The 26,612-nt window shown below is 69.0% G+C and carries 23 protein-coding genes; 10 read left to right on the top strand and 13 right to left on the bottom strand.

Annotation, left to right across the window (positions count from 1 at the left end):
- Positions 1-58: 58 nt before the first annotated feature.
- The 3 genes from ABJF88_10380 to ABJF88_10370 all read left to right on the top strand — a co-directional run bounded on the left by ABJF88_10380 (position 59) and on the right by ABJF88_10370 (position 5,912).
- Positions 59-481: a hypothetical protein gene (locus ABJF88_10380; GenBank protein ID MEP0547327.1), complete on the top strand. Its 423-nt coding sequence runs from the start codon at positions 59-61 to the stop codon at positions 479-481.
- 239 nt (positions 482-720) lie between these two features.
- Positions 721-3,018: a TonB-dependent receptor gene (locus tag ABJF88_10375; protein MEP0547326.1), complete on the top strand. Its 2,298-nt coding sequence runs from the start codon at positions 721-723 to the stop codon at positions 3,016-3,018.
- A 152-nt stretch (positions 3,019-3,170) separates the two neighbouring features.
- Entirely contained in the window at positions 3,171-5,912 is a 2,742-nt protein-coding gene (locus ABJF88_10370; protein MEP0547325.1) for a T9SS type A sorting domain-containing protein, read from the top strand.
- Between the two features lie 82 nt (positions 5,913-5,994).
- Here the strand turns inward: ABJF88_10370 and ABJF88_10365 are convergent, their stop codons facing one another.
- From ABJF88_10365 to ABJF88_10340, 6 genes are all read right to left on the bottom strand, one after another.
- Positions 5,995-7,686, bottom strand: coding sequence for a transglycosylase SLT domain-containing protein (locus tag ABJF88_10365; GenBank protein MEP0547324.1), 1,692 nt, complete (start codon positions 7,684-7,686; stop codon positions 5,995-5,997).
- Positions 7,687-7,838: 152 nt separating this feature from the next.
- Complete coding sequence (locus ABJF88_10360; GenBank protein MEP0547323.1) at positions 7,839-9,386, bottom strand: acyl-CoA carboxylase subunit beta; 1,548 nt, start codon at positions 9,384-9,386, stop codon at positions 7,839-7,841.
- Between the two features lie 78 nt (positions 9,387-9,464).
- Entirely contained in the window at positions 9,465-11,177 is a 1,713-nt protein-coding gene (locus ABJF88_10355) for a hypothetical protein (protein MEP0547322.1), read from the bottom strand.
- A gap of 270 nt (positions 11,178-11,447) precedes the next feature.
- Entirely contained in the window at positions 11,448-12,386 is a 939-nt protein-coding gene (locus ABJF88_10350; GenBank protein MEP0547321.1) for an aldo/keto reductase, read from the bottom strand.
- A 20-nt stretch (positions 12,387-12,406) separates the two neighbouring features.
- Positions 12,407-13,123: a DUF2993 domain-containing protein gene (locus tag ABJF88_10345; GenBank protein MEP0547320.1), complete on the bottom strand. Its 717-nt coding sequence runs from the start codon at positions 13,121-13,123 to the stop codon at positions 12,407-12,409.
- Positions 13,120-13,506 (bottom strand): nuclear transport factor 2 family protein, encoded by a 387-nt coding sequence (locus ABJF88_10340; protein MEP0547319.1) that lies wholly within the window; start codon positions 13,504-13,506, stop codon positions 13,120-13,122. Before ABJF88_10340 ends, ABJF88_10345 begins: the two co-directional genes overlap by 4 nt.
- A gap of 161 nt (positions 13,507-13,667) precedes the next feature.
- On the opposite strand from ABJF88_10340, the gene ABJF88_10335 reads away from it, so the two are divergent.
- Positions 13,668-15,311, top strand: a complete 1,644-nt coding sequence (locus tag ABJF88_10335) for an aspartate:alanine exchanger family transporter (GenBank protein ID MEP0547318.1) — start codon at positions 13,668-13,670, stop codon at positions 15,309-15,311.
- A 13-nt stretch (positions 15,312-15,324) separates the two neighbouring features.
- Here the strand turns inward: ABJF88_10335 and ABJF88_10330 are convergent, their stop codons facing one another.
- The 6 genes from ABJF88_10330 to ABJF88_10305 form a co-directional block, all read right to left on the bottom strand.
- Positions 15,325-15,732, bottom strand: coding sequence for a hypothetical protein (locus ABJF88_10330; protein ID MEP0547317.1), 408 nt, complete (start codon positions 15,730-15,732; stop codon positions 15,325-15,327).
- Positions 15,733-15,771: 39 nt separating this feature from the next.
- Entirely contained in the window at positions 15,772-17,628 is a 1,857-nt protein-coding gene (locus ABJF88_10325; GenBank protein ID MEP0547316.1) for a Xaa-Pro dipeptidyl-peptidase, read from the bottom strand.
- Between the two features lie 61 nt (positions 17,629-17,689).
- Positions 17,690-18,235, bottom strand: coding sequence for a DinB family protein (locus tag ABJF88_10320; GenBank protein MEP0547315.1), 546 nt, complete (start codon positions 18,233-18,235; stop codon positions 17,690-17,692).
- A gap of 257 nt (positions 18,236-18,492) precedes the next feature.
- The gene (locus ABJF88_10315) at positions 18,493-18,747 is read right to left on the bottom strand and encodes a type II toxin-antitoxin system RelE/ParE family toxin (protein ID MEP0547314.1); all 255 of its coding nucleotides are present in this window, start codon (positions 18,745-18,747) and stop codon (positions 18,493-18,495) included.
- Entirely contained in the window at positions 18,744-18,953 is a 210-nt protein-coding gene (locus ABJF88_10310) for a hypothetical protein (GenBank protein ID MEP0547313.1), read from the bottom strand. The genes ABJF88_10315 and ABJF88_10310 overlap by 4 nt, the downstream gene beginning before the upstream one ends.
- 227 nt (positions 18,954-19,180) lie before the next feature.
- Positions 19,181-19,753, bottom strand: coding sequence for an abortive infection system antitoxin AbiGi family protein (locus tag ABJF88_10305; protein ID MEP0547312.1), 573 nt, complete (start codon positions 19,751-19,753; stop codon positions 19,181-19,183).
- Positions 19,754-19,916: 163 nt separating this feature from the next.
- Here ABJF88_10305 and ABJF88_10300 point away from each other — a divergent pair, with 163 nt between their 5' ends.
- Entirely contained in the window at positions 19,917-21,593 is a 1,677-nt protein-coding gene (locus ABJF88_10300) for an NAD+ synthase (GenBank protein ID MEP0547311.1), read from the top strand.
- Positions 21,594-21,747: 154 nt separating this feature from the next.
- Here the strand turns inward: ABJF88_10300 and ABJF88_10295 are convergent, their stop codons facing one another.
- Complete coding sequence (locus ABJF88_10295; protein ID MEP0547310.1) at positions 21,748-22,218, bottom strand: VOC family protein; 471 nt, start codon at positions 22,216-22,218, stop codon at positions 21,748-21,750.
- Between the two features lie 175 nt (positions 22,219-22,393).
- On the opposite strand from ABJF88_10295, the gene ruvA reads away from it, so the two are divergent.
- The 5 genes from ruvA (at position 22,394) to ABJF88_10270 (ending at position 26,600) form a co-directional block, all read left to right on the top strand.
- Positions 22,394-22,987 carry a Holliday junction branch migration protein RuvA gene (ruvA, locus tag ABJF88_10290; protein MEP0547309.1) on the top strand — a complete coding sequence of 198 codons (594 nt, stop codon included), beginning with the start codon at positions 22,394-22,396 and terminating at the stop codon, positions 22,985-22,987.
- A gap of 288 nt (positions 22,988-23,275) precedes the next feature.
- Complete coding sequence (locus ABJF88_10285; protein ID MEP0547308.1) at positions 23,276-24,001, top strand: response regulator transcription factor; 726 nt, start codon at positions 23,276-23,278, stop codon at positions 23,999-24,001.
- A 46-nt stretch (positions 24,002-24,047) separates the two neighbouring features.
- Positions 24,048-25,169, top strand: a complete 1,122-nt coding sequence (locus ABJF88_10280) for an ATP-binding protein (GenBank protein MEP0547307.1) — start codon at positions 24,048-24,050, stop codon at positions 25,167-25,169.
- A gap of 97 nt (positions 25,170-25,266) precedes the next feature.
- The gene (locus ABJF88_10275; GenBank protein ID MEP0547306.1) at positions 25,267-26,043 is read left to right on the top strand and encodes an IS5 family transposase; all 777 of its coding nucleotides are present in this window, start codon (positions 25,267-25,269) and stop codon (positions 26,041-26,043) included.
- Between the two features lie 89 nt (positions 26,044-26,132).
- Positions 26,133-26,600 carry a MarR family transcriptional regulator gene (locus tag ABJF88_10270; GenBank protein ID MEP0547305.1) on the top strand — a complete coding sequence of 156 codons (468 nt, stop codon included), beginning with the start codon at positions 26,133-26,135 and terminating at the stop codon, positions 26,598-26,600.
- Positions 26,601-26,612 lie beyond the last annotated feature (12 nt).

Raw genomic sequence — 26,612 nt, 5'->3', positions numbered from 1 at the left:
TGCGCCTCCTACGATGCCTCGACGATGCACGTATTCCTTTCGTCTCACGCGCCTGTCCGTGCAGCGCGCACTCGCCGTGCTCGTACTCGTCGGGTACGCGCTCGTGCTCGCGGGCTCGTCCGCCGGGCATGGGTGGAGCCTGCTCGTGCACCTCGTGACCGAGCGCCACGAGGCCGAGTCGGTTGCCGCGTACGCGGCGTCTCCGCATGCACACCCCGGCTCCGGACACGCGCACGGCAACCATGCGCACGGTGACGCACCGCACGAGCACGACGGCCGCACACACACCCACGAGCGCGACCGCGACGCCGACCCGGACGCTCCGGCCGTGCTGACGGTCTCGCTCGACAAACACTGCCTGTTCTCGGGCGCGGCACTTCCCCCACTTCCAGTCCGGGACCGGGACGACGTCCGTCCCACGGCGGCCCTTTTCTCCACGGCACCTCCCGTCGAAGTGCTGCCTCCTCGCGCACTGAGCTGACACCACCCCGCCGCACGCCGAATCACGAGACGCCGTCTCGGCCGCGGACGCGGCGTGCCTGACCTCAGCCCGGTTTCGGCTGCCCTCGGACCCCTCCGTCCGGGCACGCCGAGGCCGTGGTCGCGCGGTGCATGTCGGCACCGCACGCCCAGATCGGTCCGTGATGCGGAATCGGTGCGTCCACGCGGCGCGCTCCGCGAGCGGCCTGCCCCCTCTGACTACGCGAGAAGAGAATCCCCATGAAGACCCTACCTCCACTTTTCCTTTGGATGCTGTTCGTCGGCATCGCCCCTCTCACTCACGCCCAACCCACCGGCGCGGTGGAAGGCACCGTCCGCGACGCCGACGATGGATCGCCGCTTCCAGGCGTCAACGTCGCGCTGCTGCCGACGGAGCGCGGCACCGTCACCGGACCGGACGGGCGGTTCGAACTCCTCGGCGTCGCTCCGGGCACGTACGTGCTCCAGGCCAGCTTCATCGGGTACGAGACCGTTGCGCAGTCCGTCGCGGTACGGCCCGGTGAAGCCACGCGCGCGAGCCTGGCCCTGACCCCGCGCAGCACGAGTCTCCGCGAGGTCGTCGTCGAAGGCCGGGCGGCGAACCTCGTTGGCACCGCCGGGGCGGCGTCGGAAGGGCGCGTCGGGCAGGCGCAACTCGCGGCGCGGCCCCTGCTCCGTGTCGGCGAAGTGCTGGAGACCGTGCCGGGGATGATCGTGACGCAGCACAGCGGATCGGGCAAGGCCAACCAGTTCTTCCTCCGCGGCTTCAACCTCGACCACGGCACCGACTTCGCCGCCTCCGTCGAGGGCGTGCCGATCAACCTCCCGACGCACGCCCACGGACAGGGCTACCTCGACTTGAACTGGCTGATTCCCGAGCTGATCGAGGAGGTCGCCTTCGCGAAGGGGCCGCAGGACGTAGCGGCAGGCGACTTCGCTACGGCCGGACGCGCGCAGATCCGGCTCGCGCGACGGCTCGACGTGGGCATCGCGAAGGCCGAGAGCGGGATCGACGATTACTACGGCGGCCTGATCGCCGACTCGTCTCCGCTCGGCGGCGGTGATCTGCTCTTCGCCGTGCGGGGCCGCTACTACGACGGGCCGTGGATCAACCCGGAGAACAGCGGCCTCGTCAGCGGCGTCGTGAAGTACTCCGCCGGCACGGCGTCCGACGGCTATTCCCTCGCGGCGATGGGCTACCACCACGTGTGGGACGCCACCGATCAGATCGCCCGCCGCGCCGTCGAACGCGGCCAAGTCTCGCGCCTCGGCACGCTCGACCCGAGCAACGGCGGGACGACGGGCCGCTACACGCTCGTCGGCGCGTGGCAGCAGACGACGCCGGGGAGCGGGCGGACGCGGGCGAATGCCTACGCCGCGTACTACCACCTCAACCTGTTCTCCAACTTCACCTACTTCCTCGACAACCCCACCGACGGCGACCAGTTCGAGCAGGCCGACCGCCGGCTCTACGCCGGGGCGAACGTCTCGCACGCGTGGTTCTCACGGTGGTTCGGCCAGCAAAACACGAACACCGTCGGCGCGGCGCTGCGGCACGACCAGATCTTCGGCGTCGGGCTGTTCAACACCCGCAGCCGCGCGCGCATCGGCACGGTGCGCGACGACGAAGTCGCCGAGACGAGCGTGGGCGCGTACCTCGAAAACGAGACCCGGTGGAGCGGCTGGCTGCGCACGACGCTCGGCGTGCGCGGCGACGTGTTCCGGTTCGACGTGGCGAGCGACCGCGAGGTCAACTCCGGGGTGGAGACGGCGTTTATCGCCAGCCCAAAGGCCAGCCTCGCCCTCGGTCCGTGGCGCGACACCGAGGTCTATGTCAACCTCGGCCTCGGCTACCACAGCAACGACGCGCGCGGCACGACGATCCGCGTCGATCCGGCGACGGGGGACGCGGTGGACCGGGTCGATCCGCTCGTGCGGACGCGGGGCGCCGAAGTCGGCGTGCGGACGGCGGCGATCTCGGGACTCCAGTCCACGCTCGCGCTCTGGACCATCGGACTGGAGTCCGAACTCGTCTTCGTCGGCGACGCCGGCGGCACTGAGCCGAGCGGCGCGAGCGAGCACTACGGCGCCGAGTGGACCAACCATTACGACGTGACGGACTGGCTGGACCTCACGCTCGACGTGGCGCTCACCGAGTCCCGCTTCACCGAAGACGACGGGGAAGGCACGGAGATCGAGAACTCGATCGGGCGCATCGTCAGCGGCGGCGTCTACGTCGGCCGGGCGACGGGGTGGCTCGGGAGCGTGCAGCTTCGGCACTTCGGCCCGCGCCCGCTCACGGCCGACGGACGGATCGAAGCCGAGGCGACGACGCTGCTGAACGTGAAAGCCGCCTACCGATTCCGCCGCGTCGCCGTAGCCCTCGACGTGCTCAACCTCACCGACGCCGCCGATGCCGACGTCAGCTACTTCTACGCATCGCGGCTGCCGGGCGAATCGGCCGACGGTGTCGAGGACGTGCACTTCCACCCGGTCATCCCCCGCACCGCTCGACTCTCCGTCACCTGGCGATTTTGACCGAGGCTCCCGGCTCGCCCGTCGCCGCGCTGAACGCTCCGGCGCGGCGACGGGTCACGGGCAGAGCGGACGGATTGGGCACGGAAGATTGGACTACTTCCTAATGGGCGGGGTTTTACGTTGAGGGTCCTGCTCATTCACCGCTCTTCGTCATGCGCCTCGCTACGCTCGTCCTCGTCCTCTGCGGCCTCTGCGCCGCGCCCGGCCTCGCGCAAACGCCCGGCACCTGCGAGACCGGCTCGGCCGAACTCGACCTCGCGATCTCGGACGTCCTGGCCCGCCTTTTCAACACCGGCAGCCTCTTCTTCGGGAATACCACCGTCAGCGGTGACGGCTACCTCGTCCCGAAAAACGAAGGCACATCGCCCGTCTTCGCCGCCGGGATCTGGATCGGCGGTCTCATCGGCGGCGACGTGCGCGTGGCAGCGGCCACGTACAACGATTTCGAGTTCTGGCCCGGCCCCCTCGACGAGGACGGCTCGCTCCCGAATCCCGACGACTGCTCCACCTTCGACCGCTTCTGGCTCGTCGACCCCTTCGACCTCGCGCTGTACGACGCGACGGGCGAGGCGACGGGCGATCTGTTGAACTGGCCCGTCGACCTCGGCGCGCCCGTCATCGACGGCGACGGCGTCGAGGGGAACTACAACCTCGCGGGCGGCGACCGGCCCGAGGTCTACGGACATCAGACGGCGTTCTGGGTGATGAACGACGTGGGGAACGAGCACCGCAACTCGCTGACGGAGCCGATCGGGCTGGAAGTCCGCGTGACGGCGTTCACGTCGCTGGAGGCCGGGCTCGACCAGCACACGTTCTACCGCTACGAGGTCGTGAACCGGAACAGCCAGCCATTCGAAGCCGCGCGGTTCGGGCTCTTCATGGACTCCGACCTCGGCGACCCCGCCGACGACTACGTCGGGAGTGACTCGACGCGGAGCATGGCGTTCGTCTACAACGCTGATAACGACGACAATGGAGGGCTCAGCGGCGGCTACGGGGATTCTCCACCTGCGTTCGGCTATGACTTTCTTTCGGGAGGCGAGGTGTCGATGTTCTTTATAAGCGCACCCGGCACTCCCAATTCGGACCCGAACAACGGCGAAGAGATCTACTTCTCAATGAATGCGCGCTGGCGGGACGGAGTGCCGCTGACGGAGGGAGGCGATGGTTACGGCGGCGGCGGCCCTGTCCTCACATGGGCTTACCCCGGCGACCCTGTCACCGAAGCTTTTTGGAGCGAGCTGAACATCAATAGCGAGGGGAACAGCAATCCGCCAGGCGACCGCCGCCACACGATCGCCTCGCCTGCCTTCACGCTCGCGCCGGGCGAATCCCGCACGTTCGACTTCGCGCTCCTCTTCGCGCAGGGCGAGGACAACCTCGACTCCGTCGCGGAGCTGCAAGCGATCTCCGACGCCGTGCAGGCGCGCTACGACGCAGGCGACCTCTTCGCGCCGAGCCCGCTCGAACCCGCCCCGCCCGGCACACTCGCCACGCCGGAACTGCTCGCGCCCGAGGACGGCGCGTTCATCGTCGGCAACGCGAACCTGCAGTGGACGGAGGTGCCGGGCGCAGAGTATTACCGCGTCGACTTCGCCACCGAGCCCGACTTCTCCGACCGGACGACGTGGTACGGCAACGGCAGCGGTCAAGCCGGAGCCACGACGCCCACCCCGAACGAAGTCGTGACGTACTACTGGCGCGTGCAGGCTGTCGCCGGGCTGGAGCAGAGCTTCCCCTCCGAGGCCCGCTCGTACACGATCTACCAGTTCGCCCCGGAGTACTTCGGCGAGGCAGGCCAGCGGATCGTCGAGACCGCGCACCCCGCCGTCACGGACGTCTGCGCCGACGCGCCCGACGACCCCGGCTGCGCCGACGAGCGCGCCCCCGGCAACACCGTCTGGCGCGATCCGAACAGCACCTCCGATTACGTCCTCACGACCCCCGACAACGACCTCGCCGACCTCCTTCGCGACGTGGAGGTGGTCGACGACGACGACTTCGAGATCCGCTTCACCGAAGCGTGCGCCACGCCCGGGGCCTGCCTCGGCACGTACTGGTTCCCGCTCGCCGACGCGAACCTCATCACGAGCGTGCCCTTCGAGCTGTGGAACGTCCGGCGCGGCCTGCGCGAGAGCGACGACGCGGCCGACGACGTCCGCATGATCCCGCTCCTCCGTGCCCTCACCGGCACCGAGCCTGTCGCGGAATGGGCCGACACGTTCCCCGCCGAGCAAGACGTGATCGCAGGCGAGGACACCCTCATGCTCCCCGTGACGAACCGCGTGCTCGGACTGATGCCGGACCGCCCGAACGGCTACGCCCTCTTCGAAGCCGCCGCGAATGGCTTCGGCGGGCCGGGCGCGACCTACGACCCCGCGACCGACGGCGACGAGCAGATCGACCCGAACCCGGCTGACGGGAGCGACTGCCGCAGCCAGAACTTCTACGCCGACTTCTGCTACCGGGGCAACAGCAACCGCATCGTCGCCCCGGTTGGCGGGCTCGAAGGGATCGTCCTCGCCGACCTCGCCGGCGACGGCACCACGCCGCCCCCCGGCACCACGATCCGTTTCGTCTCGAACGACCGGCTCTTCGTCGACGCCGAGGGCGACGCGCCGGCGGCCCCGCAGGCGTTCCGGCTCGGGTCCGCGTTCCCCAACCCGTTCGCCGCGACGGCGACGGTGCCGTTCGAGGTCGAGCGCGCGGGCTCGGTCCGGCTCTCCGTCTTCGACGTGCTCGGACGGCGGGTAGCGACGCTCGTCGACGGTGACGTGGCCGCCGGTCCGCACCGGGCGACGCTCGACGGCTCGCGCCTCGCGACGGGCGTCTACTTCGTCGTGCTCGACGCGGACGGGCAGCGGCAGGCGACGAAAGTGCTCCTCGTCCGCTGAGTCCGTCGACTTAGCACGAGAAAGCGCGGGCGCTCCGTCGAGAGCGCCCGCGCCGTGTTTACCTCTCCCCTGACCGTCGTGCTTAGCCGCGCGTGCTGCGGGGCTGGTGGATCGTCAGCTGCTGGCCGATGCGGATTTTCGACCCCCGGATGCTGTTCCAGTCGCGGAGTTGGCTCAGCGTGACGTCGTAGCGGCGGGCGATTTTGGTGAGCGTGTCGCCGCGCCGGACGCGGTAGCGGATGCGCTGCGTCGTCGGGGCCGCCGACCGCGTGGAGGCCGTAGAGCGGCTCGGCGTGGCGGAGCGGTCGCCGCGCACGTTCGCGGCCACCTCGCTGACGGGGATCATCGGGGCCGACGGGCCGGACGCGCTGAGCCGGGCGTTGTCCTGCGCCGAGGCGAAGGCGATGATGCGGCGGTTGCTGCCGTGGTAGGCGACGGTGCGCGGCGCCGTGGTGTTCGAGCGGCCCGCGAGGCGGTCGACGCGGCTCGCGTGGCGGGTGTAGTGGCCGGCGGGGATGCGGACCATCTGCGTGCCGGCGGACTGCGGGACGAGGGAGCGGCGGTACGCCGGGTTCAGCGCCTGCAGCGTGCGGAGGTCGGTCCCGGCGTGCTCGGCGACGGTCGCGAGCGTCGTGCCGCCGCGGACGGGGACGAGGTCGAACTCGTAGCGCGGGCCGGCCTCGACGTCCGGGAGGTGGAACGCGTCCGGGTTCGACATGATCAGGGCCGTCGCGATGAAGGCCGGGACGTAGCCGCGCGTCTCGCGCGGGATGTTGTTGTAGATGTCCCAGAACGTCGCCTTCCGGCCGAGGCGGGCTTCGGCGCGGGCCAGCTCGCGGCGGATCTTGGCCGGGTTGCAGTTGTAGCCCGAGATGGCGAGCTGCCAGTCGCCGAACATGGCGTAGAGCTCTTTGAGGTGGCGGGCGGCGGCGCGCGTGGCCTTCTCCGGGTTCAGCCGCTCGTCGTACTCCCGCGTGACGGTGAGGCCGGAGTGGCGGCCCGTCGCCGGGATGAACTGCCACATGCCCGAGGCGCCGGCCCAGCTGTGGGCGCGGGGGTTGAGCGCGCTCTCGATCACGGCGAGGTACTTCAGCTCGTCCGGCACGCCCTCTTCGGCGAGGATCTGCTCGATCATCGGGAAGTACGTCTCGGCCCGGCTGCGGACGGCGCGGAGGTGGCCCGTCTTGCGGAGGAGGAACTGGATGTGGCTCTCGACGGCGCGGTTGATCTCCATCGGGAACGTCGCCATCACCGAGGTCGGGAGCTCGACGTCTTCGAGGAGCGGCTCGTCGACGCTGTCGAGTGCGGCGAACATGGCGGCGCGGATCGCGAAGATGTCGCCGCGCTCGAGCGCGAGGTCGGTGTCGGGGCCGTAGTACTGCTCGTGCTCCGTCATCACGGAGCGGTAGAGCTCGCGAAAGCGCGGCTGCTCGAGCACGCCGGGCCGCTGGGCGAGCTGGCGGAGGTCCCGCATCGTCGCGTCGAGGAGGTCCTCGTAGCGGTCGATGTCGCCCTCCACCTCAGCGACGAGCATCTCGGACTGGTTGGCGTAGAGCCGGGCCACGCGGCGGGCCAGATCCGGTGCCGAGAGGGAGTCGCCGTCGACGAGGGCGCCGTTCTCGGTGAGGTTGTCCTCGATCCATTGCCCGGCCGGGGTCGGCGGGAGGAGTTCGGCGGGGCGGGCCGAGAGCTTCGCGTCGTCTGCCGGACTCTGCGCGAGCGCGAGCTGAGGCAGGAGGCAGACCAGGGCGAGGAGGAGGATCGAGCGCGGCATAAGGCTGTGGGAAAAGGGGGTGCGGGAGCGACCCCCTTAAACTATAACTTGAAGCGAGGCGGCTCAAGTCCACCCACGTAGAAAGTTATAGTTTTTCTCTGAGCCGCCGTTACAGAGGGCTCAGGGTATTCCCCATCCACCTCCCGGGCACGTTACAACGGAATGTTTCCGTGCTTCTTGCGCGGGTTGGTATCGACTTTGTTACGGAGCATATTAAGCGCCCGAATCAACGTTTTTCGTGTCATTCTAGGCTCGATTACGTCATCGATGAAGCCGCGCCCGGCGGCGACATAGGGGTTGGCGAACTTCTCGCGGTACTCCTCCGTGAAGCGGGCCTCGGCCTCGGCCGGGTCGTCGGCCTCGGCGATCTGGTTGCGGTAAATGATCTCGACGGCCCCTTTCGGCCCCATCACGGCGATCTCGGCCGTCGGCCACGCGACGTTGAGGTCGCCCCGGATGTGCTTCGAGTTCATCACGTCGTAGGCCCCGCCGTAGGCCTTCCGCGTGATGACGGTGACTTTGGGGACGGTGGCTTCGCAGAACGCGTAGAGCAACTTAGCCCCGTGGCGGATCACCCCGCGCCACTCCTGGTCGGTCCCCGGAAGGAAGCCGGGCACGTCCTCGAACACGACGAGCGGGATCCCGAACGCGTCGCAGAACCGCACGAACCGCGCGCCTTTGATCGACGTGTTGAGGTCGAGCACGCCCGCGAGCACGGCCGGCTGGTTCGCCACGATCCCGACCGAGCGGCCCCCGAGGTGGGCGAAGCCAACGATGAGGTTCTGCGCGTAGTCTTTGTGGATCTCGTAGAAACGGCCCTCGTCGACGATGCGCGTGATCACGTCGTGCATGTCGTAGGGCTTGTTCGGGTTCTCCGGGACAAGTGTGTCGAGCGCTTCGTCCTCGCGGTCCGCCGGATCGTCGGTGGGGCGGTCGGGCGCGCCGTCCTCACAGTTCTGCGGGAGGTAGGCGAGGAGGTCGCGGATGCGGAGCAGGCAGTCGGCGTCGTTGCGGGCGACGACGTGGCAGACGCCGCTCTTCTCAGCGTGCGCCGCCGCGCCGCCGAGCTCTTCCTGCGTGACCTCCTCGTTCGTCACTGTTTTGACGACGTTCGGGCCGGTGACGAACATGTAGCTCGTCCCCTCGACCATGAACACGAAGTCGGTGATGGCGGGCGAGTAGACTGCGCCGCCCGCGCAGGGGCCCATAATCGCGGAGATCTGCGGGACGACGCCGCTCGCGAGCGTGTTGAGGAGGAAGATGTCAGCGTAGCCGCCGAGCGAGTCGACGCCTTCTTGGATGCGCGCGCCGCCGCTGTCGTTGAGCCCGATGATGGGCGCGCCGTTCTCGAGCGCGAGCTCCATCACCTTCTGGATTTTTTCGGCGTGGGCCTCGGCGAGCGAGCCGCCGAAGACGGTGAAGTCCTGGCTGAAGACGTAGACGAGCCGTCCGTTGACCGTCCCCCACCCCGTCACGACGCCGTCGCCGTAGGGCCGGTTGTTCTCCAGCCCGAAGTCGGTGCGGCGGTGGCGGACGAACGCGCCGAGCTCTTGGAATGAGCCGGGGTCGAGGAGGAGGTCGAGCCGCTCGCGGGCGGTGAGCTTCCCCTTCTCGTGCTGCTTTGCGATGCGGGCCTCGCCGCCGCCGAGTTGGGCCTCGGCGCGGCGCTGATGCAGGTCTTCGATGAGGTCGTGCGACATGGATCGGGGTGTTGGAATGACGAGAGCGATGGGGCGCGTCGCGGAGTGTAACGAAGGGCTACCGAACCGCGCTGTAGGCTAGGCCCTGAACCGCGCTTCGACGGCGTCGGTGAAGGCGACGGCGTGCTCGCTGTAGATGTTGACGCGGAACGGGCGGAACACGTCGCGGGCGATGACCTGCGACGCCTCCGTCCACGTATCGACATCGTCGAGGGTGTGGAGGACGGTGGCGTATTTCCCGGCGTCCCCGGCGAAGAGGTGCTTGACGAAGCGCGTGCGCTGCCCGGACGTGGAAGCGCCGAGCACGCGCCGCTCCAGCTCCTCCAGCGACGACGCGCGAGCCGGGCGCTCGGGCCGAGCAGGTTCCTGCGGCACGAGATCGGGCGATACGGAGTCGGAACGGGCCGGCAGCGGGGGCGCGGCCGGCCGCTCGTCGGGGCGGCCGAAGAACCGTTTCCACAGCGGAGCGGCGTCGGGTTCCGCTTCGGGCTCGTCCACATCGGCCGGGGCCTCGGCGAGATCGTCGCTGAACTGGGCGTTGACGTTCGCGTCGCCGCTCGCGGCGAAGCGCTGCCAGAGGGGGACGGCGTCTTCGACCTCCGCTTCGGCCGCGCCCTCATCGGCGAGACGCTCGTCGGCGACGGGCGCCTCGTCGTCCGCGTCCGCAAGCGACAGCTCCGGTTCGGTGAGGTCGGGCGCGTGGAGGTCGGGCTCGGAAAGGTCGGGCTCGACGAGGTAGGCCTCGGGCTCGGGCTCTAAATCCTCGCTCGCTACTCCGAGCGCTTCGTCGCTCGCTTCCGGCTCGTCCAATTCTAGCTCCTCCAACTCTAGCTCGTCCGACTCGGGCACCTCCGACTTCATCTCGACGGCTTCCACTTCGTCGGCATCGGGCTCGTCGGCTTCTGCCTGCCCTTCACCGACCGTTTCCTCCGCGTCGGCCGCTAGCGGCTCGTCGTCGATCTCCTCTGCCTCCTCGGCAGCGGGCTCGGGAGCGGGGGCCGAGGCATGGGCGTGGCCGTTCGTACGGACCGGGGCGACGCCGACGGGGTCTTCGTCGAGTACGTCGGCGATGAGGGCGTGGAGCGCGGCCTCGTCGAGCGCCGTGCCGGCGAGCTTGCCGAGCGGCATCGCGAGGTCGGGCTCACCCTTCATCTCGAAGAACCGCTTGAGCAAGGACGCAGGCACGCCGTCGAACTCGGGCACCTGCCGGGCGAGGGCGAAGAGCGGGGCGAGGAGGTCGACCCATTCGTCGGGGCCGAACTCGCTCACGAAGCGCCGGTCGATCCGGTCGAGGAGGCCGAAGAGGTCCGGGGGTTCGAGCGTCTCCGTCCGCTTCCGTTCGAGGTACGCCCCGCCGATGTCGGCGAAGTAGGGATACGCGTCGAACATCGGGAGCCGGGCGCGGACGGCGTCGGCGGGCAGCGGGTCGGCCGAGCCTTCGAAGATGGCGTCGGTGAGGGCGCGGGCCGGCGTCGTGAGGTAGCGCACGACGAGGTCGACGGTGCCGCCGAGCGTGCCTTTCCACGCCGCGGCCGGGACGCGGGCGGTGCGGGAGAGCGCGCCGAAGAAGCGCTCCTCGGCCTCGGCCACGTCGGCGATCGCGAAGTCGAACCAGTCGGAGTGGATCTGCGCCCGCTCGATCTCGACCCAGCGGTCGAGCGTCCGGTCGAGGAAGCCGCCGATGAGCGGGGGCATCCCGGCGGCGCGGAGGGCGGCGCGGGGGTAGTCGCGGGTGGGGGGAAAGCGCTGGAGGAGGTGGCGGCGGAGCGCGGCGGAGAGATCGAGGGACATGGCGGCGGCGTGCGATGGGGGCTTGAATTTACGACCGATCAACGCAGCGAAAGCCGGATTTCGTTCGTATGCGCGGCGGTTTCAGAGTATGCCTGCGAAGGTGTACGGAGGCTTATTGGGAGTCCTCCCCCTGGACAGGGGGAGTCCCCGGAGGGACGTGTCCCGGAGGGGGAGGGGGTAGACCCGGCGTGGCATCACCCCTTTTTCGACCACCCCTGTCCCCTCCTGACCAGGAGGGGGGCTCCTTCTCAGACTTCACAGACGATCTCCTCAGGGGAGCGGCCGTCCGCGCGCAGCGATGAACAACCCGTACCAGTCGTCTCGCGAGAGCGTGACCTCGGTGGCCGCGCACGCCGCCGCGATCCGGTCCGGGTTCGTCGTGCCGACGACAGGCTGAATCCCGGCCGGGTGCCGGAGCAGCCACGCGATGACGACGGCGAGGGGCGACGCCCCGAAGCGGTCGGCGACGGCGCGGACGTGCTCGGCGAGGGCGCGGTGCGCCGGGTCCGGCTCCGCTCGCGAGAGCGCGCCGCCCGCCGTCGGCGCCCAGGCCTGGACGCGGAGGCCGCGCTGCCAGCACGATTCCACGAGCCCCGCCGCGTGCGTCGCCCCGCCGGGCCGGTTGACCTCGACCCCGGCGTCGATCGGCCCGAGGTGGAGCAGGCTGAGCTGGACTTGGTTCGCCACGAGTGGCCGGTCGAGCGCGGCCTGCAGGAGATCCACTTGGGCGACGGAGCAGTTGCTGACGCCGAACGCGCGGACTTTCCCGGCGGCGTGGAGGTCGGCGAAGGCGCGCGCCACCTCGGCCGGATCCATGAGCGGGTCCGGCCGGTGGAGCAGGAACACGTCGAGCCGGTCGGTGCCGAGCCGCCGGAGGCTCCCCTCGACGGAGCTGACGATGTGATCGTAGCTGAGGTCGTACCGCGCGGGTGCGCCCGCCGGGTCGTCGGCGAAGCGGATGCCGCACTTCGACTGGAGCACGATGCGATCGCGGAGGCCGGGGCGGTCGGCGAGGACGCGGCCGAACACCTCTTCGGACCGGCCGCGCCCGTAGATATCGGCGTGGTCGAAGAGCGTGATGCCGCCGTCGAGTGCCGCGCCGACAGCGGCGTCGGCGTCTGCCTGCCGGTCCAGCCCGCCGAGCGTCATGCAGCCGTAGGCGATGCGCGAGGCTTCGATGTCGTCGCCGAGCCGGAGCGTGTCCATCATCGTGTTCGGGGTTTTTGGAATTACGAATCGTCTTTCCGCAGCCGCAGCCCGGTGATGTCGCCCGCCGCATCGAGCCGGACGACACCGTCTTCGACGCGGACGTCGGTGACCCGCAGGCCCGCCGCCATATCGGTCAGGTCGACGAGCGGGTTGATGGACTCGGAGAGCCGCCGCGCCACGGCCGCGCCGAGGTCGAATCCGGCCGCTTTCACCTCTTCCACGGCGAAATACACCCGGCCGTCGACAATTTCGAGTCGTCCTGTCACCACAGCCGCGACGCCGCGCGGAAGCGCCACGCCGCCGAACTCGGGCCGGACGCGGATCGTCGCCTCGTCGGGCGCGCGAAACGTGATCTCGGCATCGCGCACGTTGCGCTGCGTCTCCAGAAAGTCGGCGAGATCCAGAGCCGTAATCCGCGCCGTCGCGTGGGCGCTGTCGACGCGCTCCAGCCGCTCCTCGTCCCGGTCATAGACCACGCCGCGCAGGTCGAGTTCGAGTCGGTCCACGACGGGCGCGCCCTCAGCCCGCACCCGCTCGCCGACGACGGTGACGTGCTCGGCCTCGCCCGAACGCGCCCGCAGCCCGTCGATCTCTACGTCGTAGCGGTCGGCCGGGCCGAGGAGCTTCGGCAGTTCGCGTTCGAGCCCCCGCTCGACTTGCCCCGTGGGGACGCAGCCCGCGCAGAGCAGGAGGGCGAGGACGGGCGACAGACGGAGCGAGCGGAGAAGGCGAGTCATTGTCTCGCGCGCAGCAGCGCCGCCATCTTCTCGTGGATGAGGTTGACGGCCTTCAGCGGGCGGATCATCACCTTGAAATCGACGATCTGCCCGTCGGCGTCCCACGTGATGAGGTCGATGCCGTTGATGTGGATGCCGTCGATCTCGACCTCGAACTCCAGCGCGGCGTCCCGCTCGCCGATGATCTCGCGGACGTAGCGGAACGAGCCGGCGGAGAACACGTGGAGGGCCCCCGTGAGATACATCGCCGTGATCGCCCGGCCGACCTGCGGCGTGTGCACGACGGGCGAGTGGAACACGACCTCATCGGCGAGCAGGGGAGCGATCCACCGAGGGTCTTGGCTCGCGACGACGCGGTGCCAGCGGGCGAGGGGATCGGACATGGGCGACGGGATTGGGGAAGAGGGGCCGCAAAGTAGCGGGCCAGCCGGGGCGAGGCAAGGCGAGGCCGCTCGTTTTCCTCCACTTCTGCACGCGCCCCGGAGCGCACGCCACGGGCCGCACTTCTACCTTGCCGTCTCCTCCCTTTCCCTGCCCCGCCGCCATGCTGCAACTGCTCATCGACAACCAGTTGCTCCTGCTCGTGGTCGTGGCCGCGTTCGGGTATCTGATCGGCCAGGTGAAGGTCAAGGGCAGCAGCCTCGGCGTGGCGGGCGTGCTCTTCGCCGGGCTCGCCGTGGGCGCGCTCGACCCCGCGCTGAAGCTGCCCGAGTTCACGACGCTCCTCGGCCTCGTCCTCTTCGTCTACGCCGTCGGGCTGAGCAGCGGGCCCGGCTTCTTCGCCTCGTTTCGGCGGAAGGGGCTGCGCGACAACCTCCTCGTCCTCGGCGTCCTCACGCTCGCATTCGGGCTGACGATCGCGGCGTGGTACGTGCTCGATTTGGAGGCGGCCGTCGCGGCGGGGCTCTACGCGGGGAGCTTGACGAACACGCCTGCGCTCGCCGGCCTGCTGGAGTACGTCCGTGCGACGCTGCCGCCGGAGCTTGTGCAGGCGGTGATCGACGAGCCCGTCATCGGCTATTCGATCGCGTATCCCGTTGGCGTCGTTGGGGTGATCGCCGCCATCTTTTTCACGCAGCGGCTGTGGAAGGTCGACTACGCCGCCGAGGCCGCGGCACTCCACGACGTAGGCCCGTCGGGGCAGGCGCTGAAGAGCTACTCGATCCGCGTGACGCGGCCGGACGCGGCGGCCCGCACCGTGCAGGACCTCGTCGAGGGCGAGGGGTGGGACGTCCGCTTCGGCCGCGTCCAACACGGCGACGGCGCGCAGGCGCTCGTCGAGGCCGACACGCGGTTGCGGGTGGGCGACCTCGTCAGCGTCGTCGCGGCCGAGGAAGATTTCGGCCCCGTCGTCGCGTACCTCGGCGAGCCGGCGAGCGAGCGGCTCGAGTCCGACCGGAGCCAGTACGACTTCCGCCGCATCTTCGTCTCCAAATCCGGCGTGACGGGGCGGCCGGTGCGGAGCCTCCGCGTCCTGAAGTCCTACGACGCCATCATCACGCGCGTCCGCCGCGGCGACGTCGAGTGGCTCGTCGACGGCGACACCGTGCTGGAGCCGGGCGACCGCGTCCGCGTCGTCGCGCGGCCGGAGGACATGGCCGCCATCAGCAAGCAGTTCGGCGACTCCTACAAGGCGCTGAGCGAGGTGAACCTGCTGACGCTGAGCCTCGGGCTGCTCGCGGGCCTGCTTGTCGGGATGATCCCCCTCCCGCTGCCGGGCGGGATCACGTTCCGGCTCGGGCTGGCGGGCGGCCCGCTCATCGCGGGGCTCGTGCTCGGCCGGCTCGGGCGGACGGGGCCGCTGGCGTGGTATCTCCCGTACAGCGCCAACCTCTTACTGCGGCAGCTCGGGCTCGTGCTCTTCTTCGCCGGGGTCGGGACGCGCGCGGGCTACGCGTTCTTCTCGACGCTCTCGCAGGGCGGCGGCCTCGCCGTCTTCGCGGCGGGCGCCGTCATCACGTGTACGACCGCCCTGCTCATGCTGTGGCTCGGCTACAAGCTGTTCCGCATCCCGATGGGCCTGCTGGTGGGGATGCTGGCCGGGCTCCACACCCAGCCCGCCGTGCTCAGCTACGCCCTCGACCAGAGCCGGAACGAGCTGCCGAACATCGGCTACGCGACGGTCTTCCCGATCGCCACGATCGCCAAGATCCTCTTCGCCCAACTCCTGCTCGTCCTCCTGGTGTGAGCCGGAATGCCCGTCACGAGGCCGTCGGGATCTGCCATTCGAGCGCAGTGATCGTCTCCTCCGCGTCGAGCACGGCGCGCAACGCGAGAATCAGCGGCTCGGCGTGGGCGAACGGCGGCTTGTCGCGGCCGAACAGCTTGCGGCCGAAACGCCGGAGCGCGAGCACCCACGCGTCGTTCACCCCGTCCACGTTGCCGCAGAGCAGGGCGAACTCGTCGCCCGCGTCCGTCGCATAGCCAAGCATCCAGCCCCAATCCTCGGCGTCGGGATAGCTCGTGACGACGCCGCGCTCGGCGAGCCGGAGGCAGAGCCAGTAGGCCAGTTCGGCCCCGTAGCAGCCGGGGTTGACCTGGCTGTCTTCGGGGAGCACCGGCGCGAACCGGCCGGAGCGGAACGTGGCGAGATCGAGCAGGTCGTTCATGGCGAGCCCCAGACGTGAACGTCGTTTGCGTTGCCCGGCCTATTCGCCGCCCAGCGCCGCTTGTAGCGCGTCCGCGCCACCCACTACGGGCAGTTCCAGCGCGGCCGCGTCGAGGTCCACGAGGAGCGCGGTGCCGGGCGCGGGCCAGAGGGTGAAGTCGCGGTCGCTGGCGAAGACCATCAGGCCGAGGCGCTGGCCCGCCGGGAGGATCTGATCGTCGGGCTGGAGGTCGAAGGCGAGGTCGTAGAACGTGCCCGGCTCCAGCGGCGCGCTCTCGGTGAGCGTCCCCTCGGCAGAGGTGACGTAATTCTGCGGATCGGCCCAGCCGCGCGTGACGATGCCGCCCTGCGCGCCGCGGCCCTCCGTCCACGGCAGCGACACCACCCACACGGAGAGGTTGACGGCGGGCTTGTCGGACGCCACACGGAGCCGGATGCGCGCTTCGCCGGAGAGGTGCAGCGGCGCGGCGAGGGGCGGCGTCACGAAGAGCAGCCGGTGCTCGGTCCACTCCGCCCCCGCGAGCGCCTGCCCGCCGAACGAGACGTTGTCGACCACGGTTGCGGTGCCCTGCTGCGGGGCCGCCGTGAGCGCGAGCGTGCCGACGCCGTGCCGCCCGTCCTTCGCCTCCCCAGCGATGGGGTGGAGCATCACCGGCGCGGCCTCGGGGTTGGGGTAATCGGCATACGGCGTGGGCGCATCGAGCTCGTCGCCTTCGCGGACGATCCAGGCCTTCGGGTCGTCCTCGACGCCGTTTTCGACGCCGTAGAGGTAGCGGGTGAACCAGCGGTTCATGCGCTCCAGCGGCGGCGGGCCGCCGTGGCCGCCGTGGTGGTAGTAGACCTGCACGGGCACGCCGCGCGCCTTGAGCGCCTCCGAAATGCGGAAGCTGTGGAAGGGCATCACGTTCCAGTCGTTGAACGCGTGCGCCATGAGCGTCGCGGCGCGGACGCCGTCCACCTCGTTGAGGTAGTCGCGGCCCGCCCAGAAGGCGTTGTAATCGCCGCTGAGGCGGTCCTGTCCGCCGGCCATCTCGCCGTCGCGGACGGTGGCGTCGCAGTAGGCGCGGCGGTCGGAATCGCGGCTGTGGATGAAGTCGTAGAGCACGTCGATGTCTTCGCCGAGGTAGCCGCCGGGGTGCCGGACGAGGCCGTTCTCGCGGTAGTAGTGGTAGTACGACGTGTTCGGCGCGATCGGGATGATCGCCTCCAGGCCCTCGACGCCCGTCGTCGCGGCGGCGAGGGGGAGGGTGCCGTTGTATGACGTGCCCGTCATCCCCACCTTGCCCGTGCTCCAGTCAGCCGTCACCTCGTCACCGCCGCGCACGGCCGTGTAGCCCTGCGCCCGCCCGTTGAGCCAGTCGATGACGGCCTTCGGCGCGAGCGACTCGTTCGGCCCGCCGACCGTCGGGCAACCCTCCGAGAGCCCCGTGCCCGGCGACGACGAGTGCACGACGGCGAACCCGCGCGGCACCCACCGGTCCACCTCGCTCTTGGAGATGCCGGGCTGGAGGCGGAGCGTCACCTCGGGGCCGGCGTTGCGCGGCGGCGGCGTGGCCCCGATCTCGTGCTCCACGTTCCAGAAGAGGCCGGGCTCGTCCCCCGCCGTGCCCGCGAAGTAGGGGCTGGTCGCGTAGATCACGGGCACCTTGAGTCCCTCCGTCTCCGTCTGCGCGGGCCGCACCACGGCGACGTGCACGCGGTCGGGCATCCCGTCGCCGTCGGAGTCGAACTCGGTCTCCACCCACAGCTCCTCGCGGATCCACGCCTCGGCATCCTCGAACTCCGGCACCACCTGCGCCTGCCCGTCCTCGAAGCGCGGCGCGGCTTGGCCGTGCGCGGCATCGGGCACGCCGATCAGCAGGAAGAAGAGAGCGAGCGGGGCGGTCAGTCGGCGCATCGGGAGTGGGGTCGAAAGTGGGGCGGTGCTTAAAGCTACGCCGCGCGCCGCCTCGGCGACGCTACTGCTGCGACGACGGCGGCACGATCCCGTTCATCCGCATGTAGGTCACGAGGTTGCCGTAGTGCTCGTAGTTGTGGGTCGTATTGAAGGCCAGCACACCCGACGTGGTCAGATCGTTGCCGAACATGCTGCGCGCTTCGGCGCCCTGCGCGTCGGTCATGGCGGCGTAGACGCCGTCGCAGTAGGCGAAGGCCTCTTTGAGCGACGAGACGATCTCATCCTTCGTCGTGGCCGTCTCCTCGATGTTCACCTCGTTCGGGCTGGGCTCGCCGGCCGCCGTCGAGCAGAAGAAGTACTGAGCATTCGCGATATGCGCGAGCATCTGCCCGGCCGTGCGCACGTCCTCGGTGGGCCGGTAGGCGTACATCGCGTCGTCCAGCATCTCGGCCGTCTGCACGATGGTACCCGACGTCATCTTGTGGATGCCTTCGAGGCTGCGCGTGACAGGCTCAGCGATCGCTTTCTCGACCATCATGTCATCTTGGGCCAGGGCCGCGCCGGAGATGAGGAGGAGCAGGAGGGTACAGAGTCGGGACGGATGCATGAGCAAGACCTCGGCGGTCGGATTGGAGACGAAAGGAGAGCGCAGCGGCTCGCCCGCAAGGTACCGTTGCCCTCCGAACCGTGGGGCCCGACGAATCACAACAACAGCCGAATGAGAGCTTCGCGCTCGAGGAACGGCACGAGGCACGTAGCGGCGCGGTAGGCCTCAGACCTTTTGGTATCAGCCGCCCTCTTCGGACAGCGGCTCCAGCCCGAGCGCGTCGATCCAGCCCGGAGTCCTTCATCCGTCGAGGGCGGCTACTCGTAGATGTCTTTGCGGTGGCCGACATCGAGCACCGTGACCACGCGGATCACATCGGCGACTTCGTAGATCACGCGGTAGCGACCGACGCGGAGGCGCCAACCATCCCGTCCGACCAACTTCTTGCATCCCGGCGGGCGAGGCTCTGACTCCAGCGCGCGGATGGCGTCACGGACCCGCTCGTAGTCCCGCCCCGGCAGCTTCGCGAGGGCCTTCGCCGCACGCCGGAGGATCTCGACGCGGTAGTTCACCCGGCTTCCCGGTCGCGCTCGATTTCCCGCACGGCCTCGTCGAACGGGATGGCCTCATCGCCGCTCGCTTTTGCTTCGTCGTAGGCGCGGATCGCCTCGATTTCTTCGGCCGCGTCGAGAAGCTGGCGATACCGGTCGAGGCCGATGAGAACGCCGATACGCTCACCTCGGTCATCCGTCACGAACTGAGTTTCCGTAGTCGTCATGGCCCTAGCGTTTCTGCGTCCCACGTCCGAGCGAGGCGGAGCGTTCCGGTCTGGACGGCCAGCCCTCTTCGGGAAGCGGCTTCATTCCTATCATCCTCGTTTCAATCGTGGCTTCCTCAGAGCGGTAGGTCCGGGACCGAATCACCGGGCAGTAGAGGCAAATTATACATTCGGCCGGATCCGCTCAGATATCCTGTTGGACGCATGACTTGTTCCTGATTCCCTCTCTACAATACGTGTGTAGGCCATAGTTCTTCGATTTTCCTGTACACGTCCATTAGTATAAAGTTGTCTCTCCCGATGTCGTCTTTCAGGTCCGTGGGGAAGCGAGCCATGTCCTCGTACGTGTCAAGAATAACAAACGCTGTCCGGTTCCTGTCAAAAGTGAAGTTGTGTGGGACGCGCCACTCTCGCTCATGCGCGTAGTCAACTGTTCTTCCTCCGAGGTGATCGTCTGTCCGAAGATTATCAGGGCGGTAGCCCGGCCAGAAGGGGGTGATGAAGGGGTACACTTCCTCTGCCCACCGCTGCGCGTTAAAATGATCGGCTCTAACGTAGTAAGCTGGTCCACCGCCTGCGGCAAAGACGTGATGCTTCCCAAAGCCGACACCGTAGGGGGAATAATTCCGCGCATGATTTAACAAGCTGGACCAGGGACACTCGGTGAAGCAGACGGCGGGACGATTAGTCCAGGGAAGTCTCCCGGCTCGAATTACCTGTTCTTGAAGTATGGATACTAAGTTGGCACACGCGTCACCCCCCTTCGTGAAGTGAGCTAAATAATTGGAGTCTCCAGGCATAGTATTTCCCAAGTTGACTTGCTGATGTGAAAGGCTTGCGCTTTCACAACGTACACCGTCCGCTATTTTCTCCGATGGTTGAGACGTGAGTGATATGCGCAGGTGGAACGGCCCGGCGCGTGCGGCGTGTCCGGCGTAGCCCTCCGCGAAACCGACCGCGCCCATGAAGATCGCCCTCTGCCAGATCAACCCCACCGTCGGCGACCTCGCCGGGAATCACGCGAAGATCGTGGACTTCGCCCGCCGCGCCGCCGCGCAGGGCGCCGACCTCGCCGTCTTCCCCGAGCTATGCGTCGTGGGCTACCCGCCGCTCGACTTGCTGGAAAGCTCGGCCTTCATCGACGACGTGGAGACGACGGTGGAACGCATCGCCGCCGAGGTGCCGGCCGAGATCGGCGTCATCATCGGAGCCCCCGTGCGGAACCCGGACCGCGTCGGCAAGCGGCTCTTCAACGCGGCGCTGCTCTTCCACCGCGGCCGGAAGGTCGGCGAGGTGCACAAAGTCCTCCTCCCGACGTACGACGTGTTCGACGAGTACCGTTACTTCGAGCCCGGCGACGTGTGCCGCCCGCTCGACTTCCGCGGCGTCCGGCTCGGGCTGCACGTCTGCGAGGACATGTGGAATAACGAGGAGCAGGCCGAGGTCCACCTCTACGACGCCAACCCCATCGACGCGCTCGCCGAGGCCGGGGCCGAGCTCTACGTCAACATCTCGGCCAGCCCGTTCGCCCTCGGCAAGCACACCATGCGCAACGCGGTGATCGCCGAGAGCTGCCGCGAGCATGGCCTCCCGTTCGTCCTCGTCAATCAGGTCGGCGCGAACACCGAGATCGTGTTCGACGGCGACAGCCGCGTCCACGCCGCCGACGGCACGCGCATCCTCTGCGCGCCGAGCTTCGAAGAGGCGCTACTGATCTGGGATACGGAGGCGGATTCCGGTCCGTGCCCGATGAAGCACGAGACGACGGCCGACCTCCACGACGCGCTCGTCCTCGGCATCCGCGACTACTTCGAGAAGACCGGCGCGTTCGCCAAGTCGCTCGTCGGCCTCAGCGGCGGGATCGACTCGGCGGTGACGTGCGCGCTCGCCGTCGAAGCGCTCGGCGCGGAGCGCGTCGTCGGGATCACGATGCCGTCGAAGTACTCGTCGTCGGGCTCGGTGGACGACTCCCGCCTGCTCGCCGACAACCTCGGGATCGACTTCCACGAAATACCGATCGTCCCCGCCGTGAGCGCCTTCGAGACGATGCTCGCGCCGCTCTTCGAAGGGATGGACGAAGGCGTGGCCGAGGAGAACATTCAAGCCCGGAGCCGCGGCGTGACGCTGATGGCGGTCTCGAACAAGTTCAACTACCTCCTCCTCACGACGGGCAACAAGAGCGAGATGGCCGTCGGCTACGCCACGCTCTACGGCGACATGAGCGGCGGCCTCGCCGTGCTCTCCGACGTGTTCAAACAGCAGGTCTACGCCCTCGCCCGCTTCATCAACGCCCGCGCCGGCCGCCCGCTCATCCCCGAGAACACGATCACGAAGCCGCCGAGTGCCGAGCTCCGGCCGGGGCAGCAGGACTCCGACTCGCTCCCGCCTTATGACGTGCTCGACGTGATCCTTAAGCTCTACATCGAGGAGCTGCTCGACCTCCGCGAGATCGTCCACCGCACCGGTGAGTCGCCGCAGCTCGTCGCCCGGATTCTGAAGATGGTGGACCGGAACGAATACAAGCGCCGACAGGCCGCGCCCGGCATCCGCGTCTCGCCGAAGGCGTTCGGCCACGGCCGCCGCATCCCGATCGTGATGAAGCGCACGCGCGATGACGTGGTGACGGAGGCGACGGGCTGACCCCCGTCGGGACCCCCCGCTTTCCGATCCATCGCTACGGGACTGCGTCCCTACGCTCAGGGACCGAAAAGCTGTCCCCCTTCAAGGGGGACAGCCGCGTGTTGCTGGGAGCACAGACTCGCAGAGTCAGAGCGACCGCAAGCGCGGCGGGGGGTCAGCCTGTTGCCTCGCGGACCGTCTCGGGGTCGAGCGTTTCCTGCTTGCCGTGCCAGAGGGCGCGTCCGCCCGGCGCGTCGCGGCGGTCGAGGTAGACTTCGAGCTTGACGCCTTCGGGGTCGTGGAAGTAGACCTGCCACGCGATCCCGGCCTCGCCAAACTCCAGCTCCAGCCCGCGCGCTTCGAGGTTCTCCACGATCTCGATCCACTCCTCGGCACTGTCGACCTCCCACGCGAAGTGGTCGAGCCGCGTCGTCTCGCCGAGGTCACGCTTCGACGTATCGCGGGACTGACGGAGGACGAGGCGGTGGTGCATCCCGTCCTCCAGGTCGTCGGTGAGGAAGGCGTAGTGGCTCGCGTCGTCGGTGGCGCGTTCCCTCACGGCGAGGCCGAGGACGTCGGTGTAAAAGGCGGTGGCGTGGTCGAGGTCGTCGACGTCGAGGCGGAGGTGGCCGAGGCGGGCAGGCATAGCGGAAGGGAGAGAGGAGCGGGGCGGACGAGTGGAATGCGTAGCCTCAGCCACGGTTCGGAGCCCGAGACCGGCTCTGCGATGACTGCCCGCTGTCACCCGCCGATGGTACCTTTTCCCGACTCTCCCTCCCGTACAGACCGGCGCGACGCGTCGCGTCTCCACCGCGATTCCTGTGATCACGTACGTTTCCGGCACCCTCGCCCACAAGTCCCCCACCGACGCCGTCATCGACGTGCAGGGGCTCGGGTACGAACTGCTCATCCCCGCCTCGTCGTACGAGAAGCTTCCCGCGACGGGCAAGAACGTCAAGCTGCTCACGCACCACTACGTCCGCGAGGACGCCGTCACGCTCTTCGGCTTCGCGACGGAGGCGGAGCGCACGCTCTTTCGCACCCTCGTCGGCGTCTCGGGCGTGGGGCCGAAGCTCGCCCTCGCGGCGCTCTCGGCGATGCCGCCGGAGACGCTCCGCGACCACATCCTCGAAGGCGACGCGAGCGTGCTCACGCGCATCCCCGGCGTGGGCAAGAAGACGGCCGAGCGGCTCGTCGTCGAGCTGCGGGACCGGCTCGCCACCCTCGACGGGTTCGAGGGGGCGACGGCCGTCGGCGGCTCCGGCGAGACGGCGTCGGTGCGGGCCGACGCGCGGTCCGCGCTCGAATCGCTCGGCTTCAGCCGGGCCGACGCGGAGAAGCGCATCCGCACCGCGCTCCGCGACCACGACGGCGCCGTCACGGCCGAGGAGCTGATCCGCCTCGCGCTGCGCTGACGTGTGGACGTGTGGACGTGTGGACGTGTGGACGTGTGGACGTGTGGACGTGTGGACGTGTGGACGTGTGGACGTGTGGACGTGTGGACGTGTGGACGTGTGGACGTGTGGACGTGTGGACGTGTGGACGTGTGGACGGAAGCTAGCCGCCGTCGGTCGCGCTCGTCCCCTCCCCTCTCTCCTTTCCCTCCTTCTCCCCTCCCCGCCCTCTTCTCTTAACGCTGCGGTAAAGTGGGCGAACGGACCGGCGAGTACTTTGCGGTTCTGTGCCGTCCAACTCCCACCGCTGTGGCCGACCCCTCGTTCGACCTCACCTCCGGTACGATCCTCCTCGTCGACGACGAAGAGGACCTGCTGGAGCTGCTCTCGTATGCGCTCCGGCGTGAGGGCTTCGACGTGCTCACCGCGCAGGACGGCGCCGAAGGCCTCCGCATCGCCCGCGCCGAGCGGCCGGACGTCGTCGTGCTCGACATCATGATGCCGAAGATGGACGGGCTCGAGACGTGCCAGCGCCTGCGCGAGGACGCGAACCTCCGCCTCACGCCCATCCTCATGCTCACCGCCCGGAGCGACGAGCGCGACGAGATCCTCGGCCTCGACGCCGGCGCCGACGACTACCTCACGAAGCCGACCTCGCCGAACCTCCTCGTCTCCCACGTCCGCGCGCTCCTCCGCCGCACCGAGCGCACCGAGGCCGCCACCACGAGCCAGCTCCGCGTCCACGACCTCGTCGTCGACCGCGACCGTTACCTCGTCACGCGCGAGCCGGGAACCGACGCCGAGGAGACGTTCCGCCTGCCGCGCAAGGAGTTCGAGCTGCTCTACTTCCTCGCCTCGCACCCCGGCAAGGTGTTCACGCGCGAGGACCTGCTCAACCAGGTCTGGGGGCCGGACGTCTACGTCGTGGACCGGACCGTCGACGTGCACGTCCGCAAGATCCGGGAGAAGATTGGGAGCGACTACATCGAGACCGTGAAAGGCGTCGGCTACAAGCTCAACGAGTCGATGGCGTAGGGAGCGGGCGTCGTAGCTTGGCCTCATCCTGCGCTCGCCCTCCGCTATGCCCGACGCCCTCCCTGCCCCGCTCCCGGCGCGCCGGCTCAATCGGCTCGCTTTCCGAACGGCGGTGCTCACCGCCACGGCGACGACGGTCGCGGCCCTCCTCGCCCTCTTCGTGGTGGAGCCCTCGGGGTGGATCGCGGCACCGATCGTTGGGCTCGCGGCCGGGCTCGCGGCGTACGGCGCGGTGCACACGCTTGTGGCGCGGCGGCTGGAGCTGGCGCGGGCGACGCTGCGGCAGGCGCGGAAACGGCGCTTCGATGCCCTCGGCCAGATCCGCGCCGCCGAGGCCCGCGACGAGCTCGACGAGCTGCTGTGGCAGGTCTACCGCGCCGCCCGCGTCCTCCAGAAAGAGATCGAGCGGCTGGAGCAACTGGAGAACTACCGCCGCGACTTCCTCGGCAACGTCTCGCACGAGCTGAAGACGCCCATCTTCGTCATCTCCGGCTTCGCCGAACAGCTCCTCGGCGGCGCGCTCGACGACCCCGCCGTCAACCGCCGGTTCGTGGAGAAGATCGGGCGCAACGCGACCCGGCTCGACACCCTCTCCCGCGACCTCCTCGCGATCTCGCGGATCGAGAGCGGCGAGCTGCGGATGACGTTCGTGCCCTTCAGCCTGCGCCTCCTCATCGAAGACGTCGCCGAGGCGCTGGAGCCGATCGCCGAGGCGCAGGGCGTCGCCGTCGTGCCACGTCTCCCGCCGGACCTCCCCCCCGTCGCGGGCGACCGCGACCAACTCCGGCAGGTGCTCGTCAACCTCATCGACAACGCCATCAAGTACAACCGCGACGGTGGGCGCGTCGAGATCACCGCACGCATGACGGGGGACGGCGCCGTCCGCGTCGCGGTCGTGGACGACGGGATCGGGATTCCGGCGGAGGAGATCCCTCGGCTGACGGAGCGCTTCTACCGCGTGGACCGGAGCCGGAGCCGGGCGCAGGGCGGCACCGGGCTCGGCCTCGCGATCGTGAAGCACATCCTCGAAGCGCACGGGCACCGGCTCCGCATTGAGAGCCGGCCGGGCTACGGCTCGTCGTTCTCGTTCGAGCTGCCCGTCGGGAAGACGCGGGCTGTCGGGGTGACCGAGGCCGCGACCGAGGGCTCGGCCGAAGACACGCCGTGACGTCGGTCGATGTGCGACGCTAAGAAGCTGTTTTGACTTTGACCCTGAGCGCCCGCCAGGCGTCCTGTGAGTTCCCCCTCACACGACGCCCGAAGCCATGCCCCGCCCTCCACGGCGGCGCTTTAGCTCCGACCTGACGGACGCTCAGTGGGAAGCTATCGCTCCGCTGCTCGATACCCAACGCCGACGCAAGCACGACCTCCGCCTCGTCCTCGACGCCGTGTTCTACCTCACGAAGACCGGGTGCCAGTGGCGCATGCTCCCCGAGCCGTTCCCGCCCTGGCAGAGCGTCTACTACCACTTCCGCCGTTGGCGAGACGCCGGGGTGATCGCCGCCATCCACGAGCGGATGCGACGCCTCACTCGCCGGCGTGCAGGGCGTGAGGCGAGCCCTTCGGCCGTGATCATCGACAGCCAGTCGGTGAAGACGACGCTGCAAGGGGGCGAGCGCGGCTTCGACGGCGGCAAGCTCGTCAAGGGGCGCAAGCGCCACATCGTCACCGACACGCTCGGGTTGCTCTTGGCGGTGCTCGTCCACGAGGCCGGCGGGAACGACAGCCAGTACGCCCCGCGCGTGCTCGACCGGATACAAGGGCGAGTGCCGCGCCTGGAGGTCGTCTTCGCCGATGCGGGCTACCGGGGCACGCCGCCGGGGTTGGTCTGGCGCGTGTTCGGGTGGCTGTGGCACGTCGTCGAGCGGGAGCCGGGGCGCCGGGGGTTCTCCGTGCTCGAGAAGCGGTGGGTCGTAGAGCGGACGTTCGCTTGGCTGGAGGGGTATCGCCGGCTCTCGAAGGATCACGAGCGGCTCTGCGCGACGAGCGAAGCGATGATCCAACTCGCCATGACGCGGCTGATGCTCAACCGCATCCGCTAATCCCAAACAGCTTCTAACCACTAGTCGTCGGAACAATCATGTATCTTCCGCGCTCCACAGGGCCCCCTCCCCCATCCGACGCCGACGCCGTGAGCACGCTGTCCGACCTCATCAAGCAGGACCACTTCGAATCGCCCGCACAAGAGGCGATGCTCAACGTGATGGTGACGTACCCGTGGCTCATGGGCGAGCTCGCCGCGGCCCTCTCCGACGTCGACCTCACGCCGGCGCAGTACAACGTCCTCCGCATCCTGCGCGGGCGGCACCCCGACCGCGCCACGTGCAGCTACATCGGCGAGCGCCTGCTGGACCGGACGCCCGATGTGACGCGCCTGCTCAACCGCCTCCAACGCGCCGGCCTCATCGACCGTCGCCGCGCCGCGCACGACCGCCGCATCGTCGAGGTCTGCATCACCGATGAGGGGTTGCAGCGACTGAAGAAAGCTGACCGGCCGGTCGGCGAGGTGACGCGCCACCTCACCGCCACCCTCACCGAGGAGGAGCACCGCACGCTCTCGGACCTGCTGGAGAAGCTCCGCAGCTCGGAGGCGGTGTAGCGCTCGCTGTGG

The organism is Rhodothermales bacterium (assembly GCA_039944855.1).
GTDB lineage: Bacteria > Bacteroidota > Rhodothermia > Rhodothermales > JANQRZ01 > JBBSMX01.
This window is presented reverse-complemented; position numbering and strand designations above follow the sequence as displayed.

What these genes read in the sequence shown, in the direction of transcription:
- ABJF88_10375 (MEP0547326.1), top strand. Translation starts at nt 721, where the DNA reads ATGAAGACCCTACCTCCACTTTTCCTTTGGATGCTGTTCGTCGGCATC.
- ABJF88_10370 (MEP0547325.1), top strand. Translation starts at nt 3,171, where the DNA reads ATGCGCCTCGCTACGCTCGTCCTCGTCCTCTGCGGCCTCTGCGCCGCG.
- ABJF88_10365 (MEP0547324.1), bottom strand. Translation starts at nt 7,686, where the DNA reads ATGCCGCGCTCGATCCTCCTCCTCGCCCTGGTCTGCCTCCTGCCTCAG.
- ABJF88_10360 (MEP0547323.1), bottom strand. Translation starts at nt 9,386, where the DNA reads ATGTCGCACGACCTCATCGAAGACCTGCATCAGCGCCGCGCCGAGGCC.
- ABJF88_10355 (MEP0547322.1), bottom strand. Translation starts at nt 11,177, where the DNA reads ATGTCCCTCGATCTCTCCGCCGCGCTCCGCCGCCACCTCCTCCAGCGC.
- ABJF88_10350 (MEP0547321.1), bottom strand. Translation starts at nt 12,386, where the DNA reads ATGATGGACACGCTCCGGCTCGGCGACGACATCGAAGCCTCGCGCATC.
- ABJF88_10345 (MEP0547320.1), bottom strand. Translation starts at nt 13,123, where the DNA reads ATGACTCGCCTTCTCCGCTCGCTCCGTCTGTCGCCCGTCCTCGCCCTC.
- ABJF88_10340 (MEP0547319.1), bottom strand. Translation starts at nt 13,506, where the DNA reads ATGTCCGATCCCCTCGCCCGCTGGCACCGCGTCGTCGCGAGCCAAGAC.
- ABJF88_10335 (MEP0547318.1), top strand. Translation starts at nt 13,668, where the DNA reads ATGCTGCAACTGCTCATCGACAACCAGTTGCTCCTGCTCGTGGTCGTG.
- ABJF88_10330 (MEP0547317.1), bottom strand. Translation starts at nt 15,732, where the DNA reads ATGAACGACCTGCTCGATCTCGCCACGTTCCGCTCCGGCCGGTTCGCG.
- ABJF88_10325 (MEP0547316.1), bottom strand. Translation starts at nt 17,628, where the DNA reads ATGCGCCGACTGACCGCCCCGCTCGCTCTCTTCTTCCTGCTGATCGGC.
- ABJF88_10320 (MEP0547315.1), bottom strand. Translation starts at nt 18,235, where the DNA reads ATGCATCCGTCCCGACTCTGTACCCTCCTGCTCCTCCTCATCTCCGGC.
- ABJF88_10310 (MEP0547313.1), bottom strand. Translation starts at nt 18,953, where the DNA reads ATGACGACTACGGAAACTCAGTTCGTGACGGATGACCGAGGTGAGCGT.
- ABJF88_10305 (MEP0547312.1), bottom strand. Translation starts at nt 19,753, where the DNA reads ATGCCTGGAGACTCCAATTATTTAGCTCACTTCACGAAGGGGGGTGAC.
- ABJF88_10300 (MEP0547311.1), top strand. Translation starts at nt 19,917, where the DNA reads ATGAAGATCGCCCTCTGCCAGATCAACCCCACCGTCGGCGACCTCGCC.
- ABJF88_10295 (MEP0547310.1), bottom strand. Translation starts at nt 22,218, where the DNA reads ATGCCTGCCCGCCTCGGCCACCTCCGCCTCGACGTCGACGACCTCGAC.
- ABJF88_10280 (MEP0547307.1), top strand. Translation starts at nt 24,048, where the DNA reads ATGCCCGACGCCCTCCCTGCCCCGCTCCCGGCGCGCCGGCTCAATCGG.
- ABJF88_10275 (MEP0547306.1), top strand. Translation starts at nt 25,267, where the DNA reads ATGCCCCGCCCTCCACGGCGGCGCTTTAGCTCCGACCTGACGGACGCT.